General features: G+C 65.8%; 15 protein-coding genes and 1 tRNA gene. 14 read left to right on the forward strand and 2 right to left on the reverse strand.

Annotated features, from left to right (window positions below):
- Positions 1-59: 59 nt before the first annotated feature.
- Positions 60-932 carry an MOSC domain-containing protein gene (locus tag ASD94_RS00980; RefSeq protein ID WP_056637321.1) on the reverse strand — a complete coding sequence of 291 codons (873 nt, stop codon included), beginning with the start codon at positions 930-932 and terminating at the stop codon, positions 60-62.
- A gap of 92 nt (positions 933-1,024) precedes the next feature.
- On the opposite strand from ASD94_RS00980, the gene ASD94_RS00985 reads away from it, so the two are divergent.
- From ASD94_RS00985 to mdoH, 12 genes are all read left to right on the forward strand, one after another.
- Positions 1,025-2,158 (forward strand): FAD-dependent monooxygenase, encoded by a 1,134-nt coding sequence (locus ASD94_RS00985; RefSeq protein WP_056637324.1) that lies wholly within the window; start codon positions 1,025-1,027, stop codon positions 2,156-2,158.
- A gap of 28 nt (positions 2,159-2,186) precedes the next feature.
- The gene (locus ASD94_RS00990) at positions 2,187-2,915 is read left to right on the forward strand and encodes a DsbC family protein (RefSeq protein WP_056637652.1); all 729 of its coding nucleotides are present in this window, start codon (positions 2,187-2,189) and stop codon (positions 2,913-2,915) included.
- 57 nt (positions 2,916-2,972) lie between these two features.
- Positions 2,973-4,784 carry a M61 family metallopeptidase gene (locus tag ASD94_RS00995; RefSeq protein WP_056637328.1) on the forward strand — a complete coding sequence of 604 codons (1,812 nt, stop codon included), beginning with the start codon at positions 2,973-2,975 and terminating at the stop codon, positions 4,782-4,784.
- Between the two features lie 73 nt (positions 4,785-4,857).
- The gene (locus tag ASD94_RS01000; RefSeq protein WP_056637329.1) at positions 4,858-5,637 is read left to right on the forward strand and encodes an enoyl-CoA hydratase; all 780 of its coding nucleotides are present in this window, start codon (positions 4,858-4,860) and stop codon (positions 5,635-5,637) included.
- 25 nt (positions 5,638-5,662) lie between these two features.
- Positions 5,663-5,739, forward strand: a tRNA-Met gene (locus ASD94_RS01005).
- A gap of 168 nt (positions 5,740-5,907) precedes the next feature.
- Positions 5,908-6,363, forward strand: a complete 456-nt coding sequence (locus tag ASD94_RS01010) for a hypothetical protein (protein ID WP_056637330.1) — start codon at positions 5,908-5,910, stop codon at positions 6,361-6,363.
- 100 nt (positions 6,364-6,463) lie between these two features.
- Positions 6,464-7,810, forward strand: a complete 1,347-nt coding sequence (miaB, locus tag ASD94_RS01015) for a tRNA (N6-isopentenyl adenosine(37)-C2)-methylthiotransferase MiaB (protein ID WP_056637332.1) — start codon at positions 6,464-6,466, stop codon at positions 7,808-7,810.
- 47 nt (positions 7,811-7,857) lie between these two features.
- Positions 7,858-9,321 (forward strand): ATP-binding protein, encoded by a 1,464-nt coding sequence (locus tag ASD94_RS01020; RefSeq protein ID WP_056637333.1) that lies wholly within the window; start codon positions 7,858-7,860, stop codon positions 9,319-9,321.
- Positions 9,311-9,985: a hypothetical protein gene (locus tag ASD94_RS01025; protein ID WP_082576698.1), complete on the forward strand. Its 675-nt coding sequence runs from the start codon at positions 9,311-9,313 to the stop codon at positions 9,983-9,985. The genes ASD94_RS01020 and ASD94_RS01025 overlap by 11 nt, the downstream gene beginning before the upstream one ends.
- Positions 9,986-9,999: 14 nt before the next feature.
- On the forward strand, positions 10,000-11,412 hold the full coding sequence (locus tag ASD94_RS01030) for a sigma 54-interacting transcriptional regulator (protein WP_056637334.1): 1,413 nt from the start codon (positions 10,000-10,002) through the stop codon (positions 11,410-11,412).
- A 239-nt stretch (positions 11,413-11,651) separates the two neighbouring features.
- Positions 11,652-13,166 (forward strand): glucan biosynthesis protein G, encoded by a 1,515-nt coding sequence (locus tag ASD94_RS01035; protein ID WP_056637337.1) that lies wholly within the window; start codon positions 11,652-11,654, stop codon positions 13,164-13,166.
- Complete coding sequence (gene mdoH / locus ASD94_RS01040) at positions 13,139-15,226, forward strand: glucans biosynthesis glucosyltransferase MdoH (RefSeq protein ID WP_056637339.1); 2,088 nt, start codon at positions 13,139-13,141, stop codon at positions 15,224-15,226. The genes ASD94_RS01035 and mdoH overlap by 28 nt, the downstream gene beginning before the upstream one ends.
- A gap of 139 nt (positions 15,227-15,365) precedes the next feature.
- Here the strand turns inward: mdoH and ffh are convergent, their stop codons facing one another.
- The gene (gene ffh / locus ASD94_RS01045) at positions 15,366-16,745 is read right to left on the reverse strand and encodes a signal recognition particle protein (RefSeq protein WP_056637341.1); all 1,380 of its coding nucleotides are present in this window, start codon (positions 16,743-16,745) and stop codon (positions 15,366-15,368) included.
- Positions 16,746-16,843: 98 nt separating this feature from the next.
- On the opposite strand from ffh, the gene ASD94_RS01050 reads away from it, so the two are divergent.
- Both ASD94_RS01050 and ASD94_RS01055 read left to right on the forward strand, forming a co-directional pair.
- On the forward strand, positions 16,844-17,641 hold the full coding sequence (locus tag ASD94_RS01050; protein ID WP_056637342.1) for an inner membrane protein YpjD: 798 nt from the start codon (positions 16,844-16,846) through the stop codon (positions 17,639-17,641).
- On the forward strand, positions 17,638-17,865 hold the full coding sequence (locus tag ASD94_RS01055) for a PP0621 family protein (protein ID WP_056637344.1): 228 nt from the start codon (positions 17,638-17,640) through the stop codon (positions 17,863-17,865). Before ASD94_RS01050 ends, ASD94_RS01055 begins: the two co-directional genes overlap by 4 nt.
- Positions 17,866-17,885 lie beyond the last annotated feature (20 nt).

Here is a 17,885-nt window from a genome sequence, read left to right on the forward strand (position 1 = left end):
CAAACCGCCGATTTTACGGGCCCGCCCGGCACTCGCTACAGACTGCCCGGATCAGGCTCTCAATCGAACCGCAGATCGCCCGCGATGCGCTGCCCCACGCGCAGCCACTGGCCCGCCCCCTCGCGCACGATGGCATTCATGCCAAAGGTGATGGCGCCGTCCAGTCGCTTGTCCTGGCGGTAACTGCGCAATGTGTCACCTACTGACGGGTTGCTCTCGGCGGTGGCCGGGTCAATGTTCGGGATAGGGCACCGCGCACAGGGTTTGACGGGTTGCAGGCGGACACCAGTGGCATCGTCTGCCTGCACATGCAGCCCATCCACACGGTCTTCATCATGGGCTTCCACGCCAGCGAGGACCAGATTGGGGCGAAACCGCTCCATGCCCACGGCAGCGTGACCACCGGCAGTGAGCCGGGCATTGAGCTCCTGCAGGGACGCCTCGCTGGTCACGAGCAACGGAAACCCGTCCGCGAACTGATTGGGTGCCTCAACCCCGTCAGTCCACTCCAGGCTGGACAGACGCCGGTGTTCGGGATCAAACCGGACCAGACGGCAAGGCTGGCCCAGAAAATCAGAAAACCACTGGGCCGCCACGGGCCCCATGTCCCACGCAGGGACCGTGTCGCGCCAGACGGTCACCGTGGCCGGGGCCTCCACTGCATCGATCGCCACATGCAGCGCCAGCATGCCAGGGGCGCGCAGCACCATTTCGTCGCTCTTGAGTTGCGGCCGGATCAGCGCCATGCGTGGCAGGCTGCGCTGGGTAAGAAACAGGCCTTGCGCATCCACCACCATCCAGGCACGGTCCAGATCCAGGCCGGTCTCTGTCAGCAATGCCTGCTGCACCTCGATGCCCGCGCAGGATTTGACGGGATACACAAACAGCCGCGCAATGGTGCCGGACAGATCGGACTCGGAAGGGAAACTCACGCCAGGTGCTCCTGAAAAAGGGGGCCAGATAGGCCGGACCGCAATTCTGCCCTGTCCAGGAAGTGGGTAAGACCCCTCCTACAATGCCCCTCATGGCCCCAACCTTTGATATCTGTATTCGTGGCACCGGAATCGTGGGCCGAACCCTGGCGTTGTTGCTGGCGCGAGAACGGCTGAAGGTGGCTCTGGTGCCAGCCCCTGCCCCGCGCAGTGCTGCGGCCACCGACGTGCGTGCCTACGCACTGAATGCAGCGTCGCGCAGCCTGCTGGAGTCGCTGCGTAGCTGGCCCGACACCGAACACGCCACCGCCGTCAAGCACATGCAGGTGCAGGGCGATCAGGATGGCCGCGTTCATTTTGATGCCGCCCCCCAGGGGGTGGAGGCGCTGGCGTGGATCGTGGATGTGCCGGCCCTCGAAGAACGCCTGGCTCAGGCCGTGCGGTTTCAGCCGCTGGTAGAAGTGGTGGACAGCCCCGTGGCAGCCCCCCTGACCGTCGTATGCGAAGGCCGTTCCAGCACCACCCGTGCCGAATTTGGCGTTCAATTTGACGTGACGCCCTATCCCCAGCACGCCATTGCCACCCGGGTGCGCTGCGAACACCCACATGGACAGGTGGCGCGCCAGTGGTTTTTGCCGCAGGGCATCCTGGCTTTTTTGCCGCTGGAGGGACCTCAGGGGAACTCTGTCGCCGTGGTGTGGTCCGTCCCTGAGGAGCAAGCCGCGGCGCTGATGGCGTTGCCTGCCGAGGCTTTTGCGCAGGAATTGCAAACAGCCAGCCAACAGGCACTCGGAAACCTCGAACTCATAGCAGAACGCGCCACATGGCCTCTGCAGCTGGCCAAGGCAGATCGCTGGTGCGGCGCCGGGTCAGCCGCGGGCGTCGGTGCCCGCAGCTGGGTGCTGGCAGGTGATGCAGCCCACAACGTGCATCCACTGGCAGGGCAAGGATTGAACCTGGGTCTGGCTGATGTGGCGGCGCTGGCAGACGTGCTGCGTACCCGTGACTACTGGCGCAGCGTGGCCGACCTGCGGCTGCTGCGGCGCTATGAACGGCAGCGCAAGGCGGCCCTGGTGGCGATGGGCCTGGCGACTGATGGACTGCAGCAGCTGTTTGCGCGCCAGGAAGCGCCCTGGCAGGCGCTGCGCAACTGGGGCATGAAGGGCTTTGAGCACAGTGACTGGCTGAAGAATTTTGTGGCACGCCAGGCCATGGGGATGCGCTGATCACGCAAGTTGATTGAACGGAAACATGATGAAACTGACCACCGCTTTGCTGACCGTCGCGGCAGCTACCCTGAGCCTGAGCGCCACCGCGCAGGAAGACGCCATCCGCAAGGCCCTGGCCGAGCGCATCCCTCAGATGGACAAGATTGATGAAGTGCGCGCTACGCCCATGAAGGGGCTGTACGAAGTGCGCATCGGCACCGACCTGTTCTACACGGACGCCAAGGGCGACTACGTGATTCAGGGGGAACTCATCGACTCCAAGGCACGCCGCAATCTGACCGAAGACCGCATCAACAAGCTGACTGCGGTCAGCTTCTCGGCCCTGCCCTTGAAAGACGCCGTGACCATTGTGCGTGGCGACGGCAAGCGCAAGGTGGCGGTTTTTGAAGACCCCAACTGCGGCTACTGCAAGCGCTTCGAGCGCGATCTGCAGCAGATCAGCAATGTGACGGTGTACCTGTTCCTGTACCCTATCCTGAGCCCCGACTCGGCAGAAAAGTCGCGCAACATCTGGTGCTCCAAGGAACAAGCCACCGCCTGGCAAGACCACATGGTGCGTGACAAGCCTGCGCCAGCCGCCAGTTGCGATACCAGCGCGCTGCAGCGCAACCTGGCGTTCGGCAAGAAGCACAAGATCACGGGTACCCCCACCTTGATTTTTGCCAACGGCACCCGGGTGCCCGGCGCCATTGGAGCCCAGGAAGTGGAAAAGCGCCTGGCAGAAGCCGCCAGCGATACGTCATCCGCCAACTGACCCCCGCTGAAAGTCCCTCGACCGACGACCCCGCGCGGCCCTCCCGCGGCACATGCCATGCCCCTCTCCCGCAAAGCCTCTGCAGCGGACATCCACTACCGCATCGAACCCACGGACCTGCACGCACATCTGTTCACGGTGACATTGACGGTGCAGCGGCCTTCGGCATCGCAAGAACTGTCATTGCCGGTCTGGATTCCGGGCAGCTACCTTGTGCGGGAGTTCTCCAAAAATCTGCAGGCTCTGGCGGCACGGCAAGGCCAACGCGCTTTGCAACCGGCCCAACTGGACAAGCACCGCTGGCAAGTGCAATGCGCGGAGGGCAAGCCCTTGGTGCTGACCTACCAGTTCTGCGCCTACGACAGCTCCGTACGCACCGCCTGGCTGGACACCTCACGCGGCTTTTTTAACGGCACCAGCTTATGCCTGCGCGTGCATGGCCAAGAGAAACAGCCCCACACACTGGAGCTGGCACGCACGGCTGCCACGGCGACCTGGGCTGCTGCCACAGGTCTGCGGCCGCTGGAGGCAGACAACCAAGGCTTCGGCCTGTACACGGCGACCGACTACGATGAACTGGTGGACTGCCCGGTGGAGCTGGGCAATTTCTGGGTGGGACGCTTCAAGGCCTGCGGCATTGCCCACCAGTTCGTGGTGGCTGGTGCGGCACCGTCGTTCGATGGCAAGCGCCTGCTGGCGGACACGCAGAAAATTTGTGAAACCGCCATCCGCTTCTGGCACCGCGAAGGCAAGGCGCCTTTCAAAAGCTATGTCTTCATGCTCAACGCCGTGGGAGACGGCTATGGCGGGCTGGAACACCGCAATTCCACGGCGCTGATTTGCGGACGGCGTGACCTGCCGCGCCAGGGTGAGGCGCGGGCCAGTGAGGGCTACACCACGCTGCTGGGCCTCATCAGCCACGAATACTTTCACACTTGGAACGTCAAGCGCTTGCGGCCCGCTGAGTTCGTCCGCTACGACTACGCGCAGGAGAACTACACCGAGCTGCTGTGGTTCTTCGAAGGCTTTACCAGCTACTACGACGACCTGCTGCTGCGCCGCGCAGGGCTGCTGGACGACGCGACCTACCTCAAGCTCGTCACCAAGACCATCAACCAGGTGCTGCAAACCCCGGGCCGGGCGGTGCAAACCGTCGCCCAGGCCAGTTTCGACGCCTGGGTGAAGTACTACCGGCAGGACGAGAACACACCCAACGCCACCGTGAGCTACTACACCAAGGGCTCGATGGTGGCTTTGTGCCTGGACCTGGCGTTGCGGCGCGAAGGCAAAGCCACGCTGGACGATGTGATGCGCACGTTATGGCAGCGCTGCGCGGGTGGCCCGATGACCGAAGCGGATCTGCGCGCCGTAATCCACGACCTCACGGGCCGCCCCTTCGACAAGGAGCTGGCGCACTGGGTGCACAGTACCGTGGACCTGCCACTGGAGGAGCTGCTGGCCGCCCACGGCGTGGCGCTCAAGGCCGACCGGCCGCAACTGGCCCAGCGCCTGGGCCTGCGCGTGGCCGAGAACCACAGCGTGCAGCTCAAGACCGTGCTGCGGGGAGGTGCCGCAGAAAACGCTGGGATGTCCGCAGGCGACGAATGGTTGGGTGTAGAGGTGCAAGGCCAGGGCTGGCGTATCAGCAAGCTCGACGACGTGAGCTTCTACGCGGGCAACAACACCCGCCTGCACGCATTGGTTGCCCGCGACGGGCGACTGTTGCGCCTACCGCTGGAACTGCCACCGGCCCAGCCGGCCAACACCCCGACCAAGGGCCGACGCAATGCCGCCGCGACATCCATGGCACCAGACACCATCAGCCTGGCGGTGGCAGATGCTGCGGCGCTGGGACGCTGGCTGGCCTGACGACCACAAGGCCCTACCGGCTTGGGTATATTGCTGCAGCTTGCATAACCAACCACAACCCCCAGGAGATTTCATGGCTTACGAAACCATCGAGGTCCGCGTTGAAGCGGACAAGGTCGGCATCATCACGCTCAATCGGCCCAAGCAGCTCAACGCGCTGAACGACCAGCTCATGAATGAACTGGGCGCTGCCCTCAAGGCGTTCGATACGGACGAGAAGATTGGCTGCATGATCGTCACCGGCAGCGAAAAGGCTTTCGCTGCGGGTGCGGACATTGGCGCCATGGCCAAGTACAGCTTTGCCGACACCTACAAGGGCGACTACATCACCCGCAACTGGGAGACCATCCGCTCTATCCGCAAGCCCGTCATCGCTGCCGTCAGCGGCTTTGCACTGGGCGGCGGCTGCGAGCTGGCCATGATGTGCGACTTCATCATCGCCGCCGACAACGCCAGATTCGGCCAACCCGAGATCAAGCTGGGCGTGATCCCAGGTGCTGGCGGTACGCAGCGCCTGCCCCGCGCCGTGGGCAAGTCCAAGGCCATGGACATGGCCCTGACCGGCCGCATGATGGACGCCACCGAAGCCGAGCGCGCCGGACTGGTCAGCCGCGTAGTGCCTTACGACAAGCTCATGGACGAAGCGCTGGGCGCTGCCATCCTCATTGCCGGCTTCTCGCAGATTGCTGTCATGGCGGCCAAGGAATCTGTCAACCGTGCCTTCGAGGGCACACTCGCCGACGGGGTGATGTTCGAGCGCCGCCTGTTCCACGCGCTGTTTGCCACCCAGGACCAGAAGGAAGGCATGGACGCGTTCATGAACAAACGCCCTGCAAACTTCACACACCAATAATTTTTGTTCTATAATCTTGGTCTGCGGTCGTATAGCTCAGTTGGTTAGAGCGCAGCATTCATAATGCTGATGTCGGTGGTTCAAGTCCACCTACGACCACCAAATACAAAAACCCACAGTGAGGCAACCCACTGTGGGTTTTTTCTTTCAGGCGAGCCCCAAAACCCGCTCCATTGCCCATCGATGCACGGGGCCGCTTGACTTGCCCAAGGGATGTGCCACTCTGGCAACCCCTTCTAAAATTGTGCCTTCAGCCCCTGGATGTAAACCATGAACCGCTGCACCACACCCTCTTCCTGCCACCCCCCAGCCCATCGGGTGTCCCGCTTTCGGCAGGCCGCACTGTTGGCAGCGGTGGCCTGCACAGCGCTCTGCGCCGTGGCACCTGCCTCGGCTCAGACCCAGCCCGGCCTGGGCCTTTCGCGCCCCTTCCCCGAAGCCGCTTTGCGTGGAACGTTGAGCATCAACACCGCGTCCGAAGCCACACTCAACGGCAAGACCATCCGCATGGCCCCTGGCATGCGGCTGTTCAGCCCACAAAACACCTTGGTCATGGCACACACGGTGCTGGGCCAGACCTTCAAGGTCAACTACGTGCAGGAGAACAGCACCGGCATGCTGCATGCCGCCTGGATCCTGACCGAAGGCGAGGCCGCGCAGCCCCGCAAAGGCAGCGACGCCATCATCACCAACATCACGACCGGCTCAGGCGCCGCTCTGAAGTAACCCCTTCCCTGCGCCGCCGCGAAGCCGCTGCGCCGTTGTGACATTCACAGTCTCCGCGCCATGTCGGGCGCGGTGTTTGCTTGCTATTTGCGAAATTGCCATGGCCAAAAAAGTCTTTATCAAAACCTTCGGCTGCCAGATGAACGAGTACGACTCGGACAAGATGGCCGACGTGCTCAACGCCGCCCAAGGCTACGAGCCCACGCAGAACGTGGACGAGGCCGACCTCATCCTCTTCAACACCTGCTCGGTGCGCGAGAAGGCGCAAGAGAAAGTCTTCAGCGACCTGGGCCGCATCAAGCACCTGAAAGCGCGCGGCGTAAAGATTGGCGTGGGTGGCTGCGTGGCCAGCCAGGAAGGCGCAGAGATCATCAAGCGCGCACCCTATGTGGACGTGGTGTTTGGCCCCCAGACCCTGCACCGCCTGCCCGAGATGCTCAACCAGCGTGAACGGTTGGACAAACCGCAGGTGGACATCAGCTTCCCCGAGATTGAAAAGTTCGACCACCTGCCGCCCGCCCGCGTCGAAGGCGCCTCGGCCTTTGTGTCGATCATGGAAGGCTGCAGCAAGTACTGCAGCTACTGCGTGGTGCCCTACACCCGGGGCGAAGAAGTGAGCCGCCCGTTTGACGACGTGCTGGTGGAAGTGGCGGGCCTGGCCGACCAAGGCGTGAAGGAAATCACCCTGCTGGGCCAGAACGTGAACGCCTACCTGGGCAAGATGGGTGGCACGGCCGAGATTGCCGACTTTGCGCTGCTGCTCGAATACGTGTCGGACATTCCCGGCATCGAACGTATCCGCTACACCACCAGCCACCCCAACGAATTCACGCCCCGGCTGATCGAGGCCTATGCCAAGCTGCCCAAGCTGGCCAGCCACCTGCACCTGCCCGTGCAGCACGGCAGCGACCGCATCCTGATGGCCATGAAGCGCGGCTACACCGCCATGGAATACAAGAGCACGGTGCGCAAGCTGCGCGCCATCCGCCCCGACCTGGCCATGAGCAGTGACTTCATCGTGGGCTTCCCCGGCGAGACCGAGGACGACTTCAACAAGATGATGAAGCTGATCGACGATATCCACTTCGACAACAGCTTCAGTTTCATCTTCAGCCCCCGCCCCGGCACGCCCGCTGCGGGCCTGCACGACGACACGCCGCACGATGTGAAGCTGCGCCGCCTGCAGCACCTGCAGGGCGTCATCAACGCCAACATCAAGTCCATCAGCGAAAGCCGCGTGGGCTCGGTGCAGCGCATCTTGGTAGAAGGCACCTCCAAGCGCGACGCCACCGAGCTGATGGGCCGCACCGAGTGCAACCGCGTGGTCAACTTTGTGGGCCAGCCTCGCTTGGTGGGGCAGATGGTGGATGTGACCATCACCGAGGCCAAGGCCTACACCCTGCGGGGAGAGGTGCTGACGCACGAAACCGCCGCACTGGCCGGCTGACGCGCGGGTACCGACACCCCGCACGCCCCGGGCCCTTTTTGGCCGCAATGCCCACCCCCAGCACACCGCCCACGGCACCGCCACCCGCCGAAGGCCTGTTGCATGGCCTCTCCTTTCAGCAACTGCTGCTGCTGGCGTTCGTGCTGATTGCCGGCTTGCTGGGGGTCAGCTCGCTGCGGGCTTTGCACACGCTGGAGCAGCTCATGGTGCTCAGCCGCCACGGCACGGCCGAGGCCACTGCGCTGACAACAGCCGCCCAAGGCCTGAACCAGCGCGGGCAGGCCCTGGAGCGTGCGGCACGGCAGTCCCTGGTGCTGCGGGATGCGCCCCTGCGCCGCAGCTTCGATGACATGGCCGTCGAGGCCCTCACCGTGCTCGACCATCTGCAGGCCGCAGGCCTTCCAACTACGCAGGCCCAGGCGTGGCGCACCCACCTCGATGCCGTCAAAGCCCTGCTGGACGCACCGCCGGACCGCGCACTGGACAACGAACGCCTGGTTGCCGAAGAGTTTGTGGCCCTGGAGACCTTGCACGGCACCATGGCGCAGACGGTGCAGGACATCAACACCCAACGCAATAACGCGCTGCAGGACGAGGTGGAGCAAAGCCGCCGCAGCGTGACGCACCAGGTGGTGGGCGCGATTGTGCTGGCGCTGGTGCTGGCGTTGTCGCTAGGCATCTGGCTCGCGCGGCCGTTCAAGCGGTTGGAGGGTGCGATCCGGCAGCTGGGCGAAAACCAGCTGGACGAGCCGGTGCTGATCTCCGGCCCGGACGACGTTCGCCGGCTGGGCCAGCAACTGGAATGGCTGAGGCTGCGGCTGCTGGAGCTGGACGCCGACAAGGCGCGTTTCCTGCGCCATGTGTCCCACGAACTCAAGACACCGCTGGCCGCGCTGCGCGAGGGCGTGGCGCTGCTGCAGGACGGCGTGACGGGCGAACTCACCGCAGGCCAGCGCGAGGTCGCGCAAATCCTGCATCACAACACGCTGCAGTTGCAGGGCGAGATCGAGGCCCTGCTGCGATTCAACGCCGCGGCCTTCGAAGCGCGCCAATTGCAGCGCCGCGACACCGACCTGCTGGCCCTGCTGGAGGCACAGGTCGAGGCCCAGCGGCTGCAGTGGCAAGCCAAGGGCCTGACCGTGCGGGTGGAGGGGCCGCCCGTGCGCATGCTCATCGACCCCGACAAAATCACCTCCGCCGTCAGCAATCTGCTGTCCAACGCCATCCGCTTTTCACCGCCCCAGGGCACGGTGCGGCTGGTGCTCTCGCAACCTCCCGGTCATGTGCGTCTGGACGTCTTTGACCAGGGCCCCGGCGTGGACCGGGTGGACCGTGACCGCGTGTTTGAACCCTTTTACCGGGGTGTTCGCCAACCGGACGATGCCGTGCGCGGCACTGGCATCGGTCTGTCTATCGTGCAGGAATATGTGCAGGCCCATGGCGGCAGCGTGCGCTTGGTGGACGAAGGCGCACACTCCTTCTTTCGCATCGAACTTCCCCATGCCGCCTAGCAGTCCCACCCTTCCGTCCCACGCCCTGCGATGGCCGCTGCTCGCACTGGGTGCCGTGCTGGCAGGCTGTGCCACCACCACGCCCCCAGCCGCCCCCGCACAGACGCCACCGGTCGCGATGATCATTGCCGTGCCCGTGGCCCCGACGGTGGAAGTGGGCCCTGCCGAAATGCGGGGCACCGACGCGGACACCAACCACACCCCTGTCGCGCTGCTGCTGGCCCAGGCGGACCGTGTGCTCAAGCTGCCCCCTGCCGAACTCGCCAAGGAAATCGCCCGGCTGGGCGAAGCGGAGGACGCCTCTCCCGACACGCTGCTGCTGCTGGCCACGGCCCTGACGCAAACCCGTCAGGCCGTGGACACCGCCCGCGCGCTGGGCCTGGTGCAGCGTGTGCTGGGCAACACCAGCCCCGCAGCGCAGCCCCTGCACCCCCTGGCCCGGCTGCTGGAGGCCCGGCTGCTGCAACAACGCCGGCTGGAGGACCAGCTCGACCGCCAGGCCCAGCAGCTGCGCGACAGCCAACGCCGCAATGACCAGCTCAGCGAACGCCTGGAGGCTGTGCGCGCCATCGAGCGCAGCCTGAGCACGCGCCCAGCACCGTCACCCTCCGCCCCCGCCGCGCCTGCAGCGAGCAATGGCGCGGCGCCACGGCCCGCCCCCTGACCGACCTACCCGCCATGCCCTCTTCCGCCCCCACCCGCGCCGCCCCACCCGCCCGCATCCTGGTGGTGGACGACGACGCCGACATGCTGCGGCTGCTGTCGCTGCGCCTGAAAGCCGCCGGGCACGACGTGGTGGCGGTGGGCTCGGCCGAAGCGGCACTGGCGCAGCTGGACATTGCGCGCCCGCAGTTGGTGCTCAGCGATGTGCGCCTGCCCGGGCGCGACGGCTTGGCCCTGTTTGACGAAGTGCGTGCCCGCCACCCCTCACTGCCCGTGATCCTGCTGACCGCACACGGCACCATTCCCGACGCCGTCGAGGCCACGTCGCGCGGGGTGTTCACCTACCTGACCAAGCCCTACGACGGCAAGGAGCTGCTCGAAAAGATCGCGCAGGCGCTGGCGCTCAGCGCCCCTGCCGTGGCGCAGCCGCATGCCAACGAGGACTGGCGGGCAGAGATCGTGAGCCGGTCGCACCGCATGACGGACCTGTTGTCCGAGGCGTACATGGTCGCCCAGTCCGACGCCAGCGTGCTGCTGCGCGGCGACAGCGGCTCGGGCAAGGAGCTGCTGGCGCGTGCCATCCACCGCGCGAGCCCGCGTGCTGCCCGTCCGTTTGTGGCCGTCAACTGCGGCGCTATCCCCGAGGCGTTGCTGGAGTCCGAGCTGTTCGGCCACGTCAAAGGCGCCTTCACCGATGCGGTGAGCAACCACAAGGGGCTGTTCCAGGCCGCAGACGGCGGCACCCTGCTGCTGGACGAGATTGGCGACATGCCCCCGGCCCTGCAGGTCAAGCTGCTGCGAGTGCTGCAGGAGCGCGCCGTGCGCCCCGTGGGCGCCAGCCAGGCCACGCCCATCGACGTGCGCATCATCTCGGCCACGCACCGGGACCTGGAAGCCGCCATGGCCAGCGCGCAGTTCCGCGAGGACCTGTACTACCGACTGAACGTGGTGTCGCTGGTGCTGCCCACCCTGGCCGAGCGGCGCGAGGACATTGCGCTGCTGGCCAACCACTTTCTGGACCGGCTGTCCCGCAAATACGACAAGCGCCTGTCTGGCTTTGCGCCAGAGGCGCTCAAGGCACTGACCACCGCCGCCTGGCCGGGCAACGTGCGCCAGCTCTACAACGTGGTCGAGCAGGTGTGTGCCCTGTCCACCACCCCCCTGGTGCCCCTGACGCTGGTGCAGCGCGCACTCCGCACCCCGTCCACCCAGGTGCTCAGCTTTGCGGAGGCCCGCCAGCGTTTCGAGCGCGAGTATCTGGTGGGCCTGCTCAAGATGACCGATGGCAATGTGGCCGATGCGGCGCGGCTGGCGCAACGCAACCGCACCGAGTTCTACCGCCTGCTGCAAAAGCACGCGCTGACGCCTGGACAGTTCAAGCAGGATGCAGGCGATGCGGACGATGTCGCGGATGAGCGACACGAGTAAGTCTTTGATTTACCGGGTGTTTTGATCCAACCACTCGCCCCCTGTCGCCATCCGGCGACAAAAAGCGGGGGCTGATCGGCGCCCACAGGCCATTGCACAACTGCTTACACGCAGAGCCCCCTCCAACCCGTTGATTTCACAGCGTTTTTTGCAGCTGGCACAGGGTTTGCCCTATGCCTGGCATGCACGCAGTTTTTCCCTCCTTTTTTCGCCAGATCGGACGGCACGCAGGGCCCGCAATGGCCCTGGCCACCGCCCTGCTGGCCGGCGGCGCGCAAGCACAAGGCTTTGACTTCGAGAGCGTGACCCGCCTCGCCCGCGAACGCGCCAGCCAACCCTACCAGCCCGTGAGCGACAAGCTCCCGGCCGACCTCGCAAAGCTCAACTACGACCAGGTGCGCGACATCCGCTGGCGCCCTGATCGCGCCTTGTGGCGGGCCGAGAAGCTGCCCTACGAGGCCATGTTCTTCCATCTGGGGCTGTACCAGAAAGAGCCGGTGCTGATCAACGAGGTGACGCCCCAGGGCGTGCGCCACATCCCCTACAGCCGCGCGGACTTCGACTACGGCAAGAACCAGCTGCGGCCCGAGGCCTGGGGGGACCTGGGCTTTGCAGGCTTTCGTCTGCACAACCACCTGAACTCCAGCGCCTACAAGGACGAGCTGGTGGTCTTCCAGGGTGCGAGCTATTTCCGCGCGCTGGGCCAAGGCCAGCAGTACGGCCTGTCGGCGCGCGGGCTGGCCATTGACACCGTGGGCGGCCGGGGCGAGGAATTCCCCCGCTTCACCGAGTTCTGGCTGGTGCGGCCCGACCCGCTGTCCACCCAGGTCACGGTGTATGCGCTGCTCGACTCGCCACGCGCCACGGGCGCCTACCGCTTCGACATTCAGCCCGGCGCGCAGACCACCACCACGGTGCGCAGCCGTATTTTTGTGCGCGCCGCCTCGGGCACCCCACCCATCGCCACGCTGGGTGTTGCGCCGCTGACCAGCATGTTCTTCTTCGGTGAGAACCAGCCGCGCAACGAGGACTTCCGCCCCGAAGTGCATGACTCCGACGGACTCATGGTGGCTACGGGCGAAGGCGAGTGGCTGTGGCGCCCGCTGCAGAACCCCCGGCAAACACTGGTCACCTCGTTCGCCACCAAAAACCCCAAGGGCTTTGGCCTGATGCAGCGCGACCGCCAGTGGACCAGCTACGAGGACGTGGAAGCCCGCTACGAGCGCCGCCCCAGCGCCTGGGTCCGTCCCCTGCACGACTGGGGCGCGGGCCGTGTGGAGCTGGTGCAGCTGAATACGCCCGACGAGACGCACGACAACATCGTGGCGTACTGGGTGCCCGCCCAGATGCCAGCCCCCGGCCAGCCACTGGAATTTGCCTATGAGCTGAGCTGGCAGGGCGACGAACAGCAGCGCCCGCCCAGCGCTTGGGCCACCCAGTCGCGCCGCGGCATGGGCTACACCAAGCTGTCGGCCCAGGCCCTGCGCCAGCAGGTGCAGTACGTGGTCGATTTCGAGGGCCCGGCTCTCAAGGCCCTGCCTGCGGAGGCCTCCCTCAAGGCCATTGTGACCAGCGATGCCAACGGCAAGGTGCTGGAAAACATTGCCTACCGCAACCCCGCCACCGGCGGGTGGCGCATGACCGTTCGCATCCAGCGCCTGCAGGCCGACCGGCCCATCGAGCTGCGCGCTTTTCTCCAACACGACAACCACGCTGTGAGTGAAACATGGACGCACATCAGTCTTCCCGAGTAAGCCCTCATGACCCCCACGGCACCCACGCATCCACCGGCCCTGCCGTGGTCGCGCGGCGCGGTGTGGCTTACCCCCGGCCAACCCTCAGCCGACGCAGCACCCTGCGCGAGCAGCGCCACCCCAATGCGGTGACGGCACCGCCCCTGCACCGTGGCTCCATGGTGCCCTTGCCCTGGCGCGGCTTCTGGAACAGCGTGGGCACTGCCGTGCTGCTGCGCCTCACGGGCCGTACATCCCCACAACCTGCACCGGCCACGGCGGCACAAGCCCCCGCTGAATCCACCGCCGCTTGGCAAGGCGCAGCGCAGCGCCGCCGCTGGACGTTTGCGCTGCTCACCCTGCTGACGACGGCCCTGGCCAGCACCCTGTTTGCCAGCGTGCAGCCCGACTACGAAAACGCGTGGCTGAGCTACGGCCAGATCGCGCTGTTTGCCCTGCTGTCCGCCTGGGTGGTGACCGGCTTTTTGACCGGGCTGATGGGCTTTTGGGTGATGCTGCGCGGCGACCGGCATGCGCTGTCGGCGCGCAGCGTAGCTGGGCACACCCTGGCGCCCGACGCCCGCACCGCCATCATCATGCCGATCTGCAACGAAGACGTGGCCACCGTGTTTGCCGGGCTGCGGGCCACCTGCGAGTCGGTGGCCGCCACCGGCCACGGCACCACGTTCGACGTGTTTGTGCTTTCCGACAGCAACGACCCCGCCATTGCCCGCGCCGAGCGCGCTGCCTGGGAAGAGCTGCGCAACGCCCTGGCGCAGCACAGCCAGCAGCCCCAGGTGCAGGTGTACTACCGCCTGCGCACGCGCCGCACGCACCGCAAGGCAGGCAACGTGGCCGACTTCTGCCGCCGCTGGGGCAAGGACTACCGCTACATGGTGGTGCTGGATGCCGACAGCGTGATGAGCGGCGACTGCATCGTTTCCATGGCCAAGCTGATGGAAGCCCACCCCACGGCCGGAATCATCCAGACCGCCACGCAGGCCATCGGCCATGTCACGCTGCACGCCCGCGCGCAGCAGTTCGCGTCGCGCGTCACCGGCCGCCTGTTCACGCTGGGCATGCAGTACTGGCAGCTGGGCGAATCGCACTACTGGGGCCACAACGCCATCCTCCGCGTGGCGCCGTTCATGCAACACTGTGCGCTCGCTCCCATCCCCGGCAAGGGGGGCCTGGCGGGCGGCATCATGAGCCACGATTTTGTCGAGGCCGCCCTGATGCGCCGCGCGGGCTACCACGTGTGGCTGGTGGCCGACCTGATCGGCAGCTACGAGCAGCAGCCGCCCGACCTGCTGGCCGAACTGCAGCGCGACCGCCGCTGGTGCCAGGGCAACTTGCAGAACGCGCGCTTGGTGGCCGAGCCCGGCATCCACCCCGTGCACCGCTCCATGTTCATCACCGGCGCCATGGCTTATCTGTCTGCGCCGCTGTGGCTGGCCTTCCTCACGCTGGGCACGGCCCTGTGGCTGTCGGGCGCCAAGCTGGTGGCCGACTGGCACATCCTGCCCGCCGAGCTGCTGGCGCTGTGGGCCTGGACCCTGTGCCTGCTGTTCCTACCCCGCATCCTGGGCGTGACGGCGGTGTTCATGCGCCGAGAACAGAAGCAGTACGGTGGCGCTTTCAGTCTGCTCAAGAGCGCTGTGCTGGAGAGCGTCATGGCCATCCTGCAGGCGCCCGTGCGCATGCTGGCGCATTCGCTGTTTGTGCTGATCGCGTTGACCGGACTGAAGCTGGAGTGGAAGTCGCCCCCGCGCGAGGCCCATGCCGTGCCCTGGCGCCACGCGGTGCGCCAACTGGCCCCTATGAGCGCGGTGATCGCCCTGCTTGCGGCGGGCGTGGCGCTGATCGACAGCAGCGCGCTGTTGTGGCTGATGCCCGTGGGCTTGCCGCTGGCGCTGGCCATTCCGCTGGCGGTGTGGACCAGCCAGATCGCGCTGGGCCGTGCGCTGCGCGCCCAGCGGCTGTTGCTGATTCCTGAGGAGTCGTGGTCGCCCCCGGTGCTGCGCCGCGCCTGGCTGCACGCCGGGCGCATGGGACGGCCCATGGCCTTGCAAACCGCCTGAGGTACCAGACCCCACCACCGCCCCCAGCCGGGCAAACCACAAAAAAGCCGACACGTGTCGGCTTTTTATTCACTCATATTTTTATAGCATCCCAGGCATATGGTTGTAGCGCCTAGTGCCAAAAAGGCTTGAAAACCTTTCAGAAAGGCATCTTGGGCATGCCTCCGCCGCCCATGCCCTTCATGCCGCCCATGCGCTTCATCATCTTCATCAGGCCGCCGCCCTTCATCTTCTTCATCATGCCCTGCATCTGCTCAAACTCCTTGAGCAGGCGGTTGACCTCCTGCACATGCACGCCCGCCCCGTTGGCGATGCGCTTCTTGCGCGTGGCCTTGATGAGTTCGGGCTTGCGGCGCTCCAGGGGGGTCATGCTCTGGATGATGCCTTCCTTGCGCTTGATGTCCTTTTCGGCCTTGTCCATGTCCAGCGAACCGGCCTTGGCGGTGAGCTGAGAGGGCAGCTTGTCCATCAGGCTCGAAAGCCCGCCCATCTGCTTCATCTGCTGGATCTGCGAGAGAAAGTCGTTCAGGTCGAACCCGTCACCGCTCTTGACCTTGGCCGCCAGCTTTTGTGCGGCCTCCATGTCCACCCCTGCCGTGACCTGCTCGACCAACGCCACGATGTCGCCCATGCCCAGGATGCGGCCCGCATGGCGCTCGGCGTCGAACACTTCCAGCCCGTCGATCTTCTCCGAGACACCCGCAAACTTGATGGGCGCCCCCGTGATCTGGCGCACGGAGAGCGCCGCACCACCGCGCGAGTCGCCGTCCAGCTTGGTGAGCACAATGCCGGTGAGGGGCAGCGCTTCCTTGAAGGCCTTGGCCGTGTTGATGGCGTCCTGGCCCTGCATGGCATCCACCACGAACAGGGTTTCGACAGGGTTGATCGCAGCGTGCAGGTCCTTGATTTCCTTCATCAAGGCTTCGTCGATGGCCAGGCGGCCGGCCGTATCGACCAACAGCACATCAAAGTAGTGCTTCTTGGCGTAGTCCAGGGCAGCGCGGGCGATGTCCAGCGGCTTCTGGTCGGGCGTGCTGGGGAACCATTCGGCACCGGCCTGCTTGGTCACGGTCTTGAGCTGCTCGATGGCCGCCGGGCGGTACACGTCGCCCGACACAGTCAGCACCTTCTTCTTGCGCTTTTCGATCAGGTGCTTGGCCAGCTTGGCCGTGGTGGTGGTCTTGCCCGCACCTTGCAGGCCGGCCATCAGGATCACGGCGGGCGGCTGGGCAGCCAGGTTGATGTCGGCCACGCCCTCGCCCATGGTGGCGGCCAGCTCGCGGTTGACGATGCTGACCAGCGTCTGCCCGGGCTTGAGCGAGCCCAGCACCTCCTGGCCCAGGGCCTTTTCCTTGACGCGGGCGATGAAGTCGCGCACCACGGGCAAGGCCACGTCGGCTTCGAGCAGCGCCATGCGCACTTCGCGCAGCATGTCCGTGACGTTGGATTCGGTGATGCGGGCCTGGCCACGCATCTCCTTGACGAGGCGCGTGAGTTTGTCAGTAAGGGCGGAGGCCATAGGGGTGTTTCCGGTATTGGCTGCGCGCCGTCAACAAGGGCGTTGCGTGCGCAGCCCCGCCAGGGCGCTGGCGGTGGGCGAAAGGCTAAACTGTGCCCATGATTTTAACGAGTAGCTCCCCCGTCAGTTGGCTGCTGGCCCTGGCCGCTGCCGTGGCCTATGCCGTGCCGGCTGCTGCAGCCTCCCGCCTGGGGGCTGCAGCAGCACGCAGTGCACTGCTGGTCGCGTGGTTGCTGCACGGCGCCGTGCTGGTCTGGGGCCTGTGGGGCGATGCGCCCCGGTTCGGTTTTGCGCCCGCGCTGTCGATGACTGCCTGGCTGGTGCTCACGGTCTATGCCGTGGAACGGCAGTTGTTTCCACAAATGCAGTCACGCTGGGTACTGGCAGGGCTGGGCGCGGCCGCCATCGTGCTGGCGATGCTGTTCCCGGGGCAGCCCCTGCACGTGACCGCATCCGCTTGGCTGCCTTTGCACTTGGCGCTGGGCATTGCTTGTTATGGCCTGTTTGCAGCGGCGGTGGTACACGCCTGGCTCATGACACGCGCCGAGCGCCACATCCGGCAGGCTGAAGACCCGCACAGCGGCATCCCACTGCTGACGCTGGAGCGACTGACCTTCCGGTTCGTGACGGCGGGGTTTGTACTGCTCACCGCCACCTTGCTGGCCGGGTGGCTGTTTGGCGAGACGCTGTATGGCCGGGCCTGGCGGTGGGACCACAAGGCCGTGTTTTCGATGCTCTCGTGGCTGACCTTTGCCACGCTGCTGCTGGGCCGTGCCCGCTTTGGCTGGCGGGGGCGCAATGCGGTGCGTGTGTTGTATGCGGGCTCGGCCCTGTTGCTGCTGGCCTATGTGGGCTCGCGTTTTGTATTGGAAGTTGTTCTGGGCCGCAGCGCATGAAGTACCTGGTCTTGTTGGTCGTCATCGCGGTGGCCGTAGGTATCTGGCGCAGCCGCCGCGCCCCTGATGCGGCGGCGCCCAAAGCGCCCCCTACACCGCCTGCCCTGCCCCAGGACATGCTAGCCTGCGCGCACTGCGGCGTCCACATCCCGCAGGCCGAAGCCCTGATGCTGGGCAGTCAGGCCTATTGCAGCGCCGAGCACCGGCGCATGGGCCCGGCCTGAGCGACGCCTTGCCGTTGTGA

This window comes from Acidovorax sp. Root70 (assembly GCF_001428225.1).
In the GTDB taxonomy this organism is placed as follows: Bacteria; Pseudomonadota; Gammaproteobacteria; order Burkholderiales; family Burkholderiaceae_C; genus Acidovorax.